4 protein-coding genes are annotated in these 3,838 nt (G+C 69.7%); all 4 read left to right on the forward strand.

What is annotated here, in order from left to right:
* The first annotated feature begins 69 nt into the window (after positions 1-69).
* Positions 70-1,317, forward strand: a complete 1,248-nt coding sequence (locus I5I_RS13505; RefSeq protein WP_239640129.1) for a glycosyltransferase 87 family protein — start codon at positions 70-72, stop codon at positions 1,315-1,317.
* 43 nt (positions 1,318-1,360) lie between these two features.
* Entirely contained in the window at positions 1,361-1,723 is a 363-nt protein-coding gene (locus I5I_RS13510) for a thiamine-binding protein (protein WP_036320801.1), read from the forward strand.
* A gap of 42 nt (positions 1,724-1,765) precedes the next feature.
* Positions 1,766-2,968: an MFS transporter gene (locus I5I_RS13515; RefSeq protein WP_036320805.1), complete on the forward strand. Its 1,203-nt coding sequence runs from the start codon at positions 1,766-1,768 to the stop codon at positions 2,966-2,968.
* 104 nt (positions 2,969-3,072) lie between these two features.
* Positions 3,073-3,838: LamG domain-containing protein (locus tag I5I_RS13520; RefSeq protein ID WP_036320808.1), on the forward strand; the 766-nt coding region annotated here is incomplete at its 3' end.

The raw sequence follows: 3,838 nt of genomic DNA on the forward strand, positions 1-3,838 counted from the left end.
CCCGTGCGGTGTCGAGCATCGTGGGCGAGCTCGTCTCGGAACGCTGAGTTCGCCTCCCTAGGATGGGGAATGATGAGGCGGAGCGTGCTGTGGGCAGCTTCCGCGATCGTTCACGTCGGTGTCGCTTGGCTCGGCTTCGTCCTGCCCAACGAGCCCATGGGAGACGTCTACCGCGTCTACGAGCCGTGGTCGACGAGCGCGCTGCAGGGGCACGGCATCGTCGGCATCGACCAGTCGTGGGTGTATCCGCAGCTCGCGCTGCTGCCCATGCTGCTGGCGCACGCGTTCGCGTGGATCGCCGGGTACACCGTCGGCTGGGCGATCGTCGTCATCGCCGCGGATGCCGTCGCCTTCGCGGTGCTCATCGGGCGCGCGCGCTCGGCGGGGCGTGTCACGGCCGGGTGGTTCTGGCTCGCCTACATCGCGCTTCTCGGCCCCGTCGGCCTGTACCGGCTCGACGGTTTCACCGTGGCCCTGGTCGTGCTCGGCTGCCTCTGGCTCGTCGGACGGCCGTGGCTGGCGTCCGTGCTGCTGTCCGTCGCGACGTGGATGAAGGTCTGGCCGGCGGCGGTCCTGGCCGCCGCCGTCGTGGCTCTCCGGCGGCGCGGCGCCCTCGTCGGCGGCGCCGTGCTCGTGACCGCGCTGACCCTGCTGGTGATCGCCGCACTGGACGGTGCGGCCAACGCGTTCGGCTTCATCGGAGACCAGACCACGCGCGGTCTGCAGGTGGAGGCCCCGGTGAGCATGCCGTACCTGTGGGGGGCGCTCCTCGGCATCCCCGGATTCGGGGTGTACTACGACCAGCACCTCCTGACCTTCCAAGTGAAGGGCACGCAGATCGATCCCGTGATCGCCGCAATGACTCCCGCGCTCGTCGTGGCGATGCTCGTGGTCGCGGGGCTCGGGGTGTGGGCCGTGACGCGCGGCGTGCGGTACGCGACGCTGTTCCCGACGCTCTCGCTCGCCTTCGTTCTCGGGTTCATCGTCTTCAACAAGGTGGGCTCGCCGCAGTACCTCTGCTGGCTGGTGCCGTCGGTGGTGCTCGGGCTCGTCATCGATCGCCGCCGCTGGATGGCCCCGGCGTCGACGGCGCTGTTCGCCGCGCTGCTCACGCAGCTCGTCTACCCCCTGACCTACAACGGCGTCCTCTACCCGCAGCTCGTGCCGGTGAGCCTTCTGACTCTTCGCAACCTCGTTCTCTGCGCGATGTTCGTGTGGATGATCGTGCGCCTCGTCTCCGTTGCCCGCCATGCCCCCGCCTCGACGCTTTCGACGCGGGCGCTCCCCGAGAACGCCGCGACGGGGCTCGTTCCCTGATCCCGGTCCCGCCGACCCGAACCCGCCGACCCGAAGGAGCCCCATGCTCGTCGCCTTCTCCGTCGCTCCGAGCGGCACCGCCACTCCCGCCGGGGCCGCCGCCGACGGCTCTGTGCACGACGCGGTCGCCGCGGCCGTGAAGGTCGTCCGTGACTCGGGACTACCGCACCGCACGACCTCGATGTTCACCGAGATCGAGGGGGAGTGGGACGAGGTCTTCGCGGTCGTGAAGGCCGCGACCGATGCCGTCATGCCCTTCGGCTCACGCGTCTCGCTGGTGCTCAAGGCCGACATCCGCCCCGGCCGCGTCGGAGAGCTCGACGGCAAGATCGAGCGGTTGGAAACCGCGATCGCGGCCCTGGAGGCCGACAGCGATGGCGGCCCGGAGGCTGCCGACGACCGGTAGCATGAGCCGGTGATCTCCTCGACCCCGTCGAGGGGTGCGGCGATGTGGGCGCTCCTCTCCCTCGCCATCGGCTCGTTCGGCATCGGCATGACCGAGTTCGTCGTCATGGGCCTGCTCCCGAACATCTCCGCCGACCTGCTGCCGGCGACGTGGGCCTCCTCTCCTGAGGACGCCGTCGCGCAGGCGGGGTGGCTCATCACCCTGTACGCGCTCGGCGTCGTCATCGGCGCGCCGACGATCGCGGGCGTCGTGGCGAAGTATCCACGCCACCGTGTGATGCTGGCGCTGGCGGCGGCCCTGACGCTCGGCAACACGCTGACGCTGCTGGCTCCGACCTTCGAGCTGGTCGCGGCATCCCGCGTGCTGGCCGGGCTGCCGCACGGCGCATACTTCGGTATCGGCGCCCTTGTCGCCGCCGACGTCATGGGGCCGGGAAACCGCGCCAAGGGCGTCGCCTTCGTGCTCACGGGCCTCACGGTCGCCAACGTCGTCGGTGTGCCGTTCGGCACCTTCCTCGGCCAGCGCTTCGGGTGGCGGATCGCATTCCTCGTCGTCGCCCTCATCTTCGCCCTCGCCGCAGTGATGATCGCGCTGACCGTGCCGGCCCATGCGGGCGATCCCGGACGGACGCTCCGCGCGGAGCTGCGCGCGCTGCGGATCGGCCAGGTATGGCTGACCCTGGGGGTCGGTGCGGTCGGGTTCGGCGGGTTCTTCGCGGCCTACAGCTACGTCGCGTCGATCGTCACCGATGTCGCGGGAGCTCCCGCCGCGGTGGTGCCGGTGATCCTCATCGTCATGGGTATCGGCATGACGATCGGAAATCTCGTCGGCGGCCACCTTGCCGATCGCGACCTCAAACGCACGATGCTGGCGGGCCTCGGCGCTCTCATCGTGGTGCAGGCGCTCCTCGCCCTCACTGCGGGTGCGCTGATCGCGCTCGGGCTGTTCATCTTCTTGGTCGGCTTCGTGTCGTCGGTGTTGAGCCCGTCGATTCAGACACGGCTGATGGACGTCGCGGGCGACAACCAGTCCATCGCCGCGGCGCTGAACCACTCCGCGCTGAACATCGGCAACGCCACCGGGGCGTTCCTCGGTGGCGTCGTGATCGCGGCCGGCTTCGGCTTCGTCGCACCGGTCTGGGTGGGAGCGCTGCTCGCGGCATCCGGCCTCGTGCTCGCCCTCGTGAGCTTCGGGCTCGAGTCGCGCTCCGCGCGAGCCACCGCCGCGGCAGATCACACGATCTGATCGACTGTGGGATCGCTTCCGTCGGCGACCCGGAAAGTCAGGCGTGACACCGGTCGAGAGTGAGCGCTAACATTGCGAAGCCGACATCGCTGTCGGAAGCAGCAATGACGCTCGTTCGAGAGGATCACCCCACCGTGTCGAACCCGCACACGCAGGCGGCCCCACGCCGCCGCACCACGTGGCTCGCCCTCGCGGCGGCAGCAGCCCTCATCGCTGGCCCGCTGGCGGTTCCGGCCGTCGCCGCCGCGGACCCTGGCACGGGATTGGTCGCGCACTACGAACTCGATGAGACGGGCGCCGCCACGGTGGCCGTGGACTCGTCGGGCAACCAGCGCGACGCCACGTACGTCGGAGGCCCCACGCTGACCGGAGGCGAAGGCGTCCGCCTCGACGGCGCCGACGACTACGTCAAGCTGCCCGACAACATCATGGCCGGGCTGAGCTCGATCACTGTCAGCGCCGAGGCTCTCGTGCGGCCCGAACAAGGGGGCTCCTACTTCATCTGGGGCTTCGGCAACACTGGAGGCGACGGCGTCGGCAACGGCTACCTGTTCACGACCGGCAACGACTACCGGGCATCGATCTCCGACCGCAACTGGACCGGCGAGCAGGGCGTCAACAGTGGCACGGCGCTGCCGCGCGGAGTGTGGAAAACCCTGACCTACACACTGGACTCGGCATCCAAGACGAGCCGTCTGTACCTCGACGGGGTCGAGGTGGCGAAGAACACCAACACGACGCTGACGCCCGCCGCCATCGGCAACGGCGTCACGACCGCCGACTACATCGGGCGATCGGTGTACAACGCCGACGCGCGGCTGGCGGGCAGTGTTCGCGACTTCCGCATCTACGACCGTGCCCGAGCGCCGG

It is taken from the genome of Microbacterium sp. B24 (genome assembly GCF_000333415.1).
Classification (GTDB): Bacteria; Actinomycetota; Actinomycetes; order Actinomycetales; family Microbacteriaceae; genus Microbacterium.

Bases quoted from the DNA above. Each gene is read 5' to 3' on its own strand.
- I5I_RS13505 (WP_239640129.1), top strand. From the start codon at position 70: ATGATGAGGCGGAGCGTGCTGTGGGCAGCTTCCGCGATCGTTCACGTC.
- I5I_RS13510 (WP_036320801.1), top strand. From the start codon at position 1,361: ATGCTCGTCGCCTTCTCCGTCGCTCCGAGCGGCACCGCCACTCCCGCC.
- I5I_RS13515 (WP_036320805.1), top strand. From the start codon at position 1,766: ATGTGGGCGCTCCTCTCCCTCGCCATCGGCTCGTTCGGCATCGGCATG.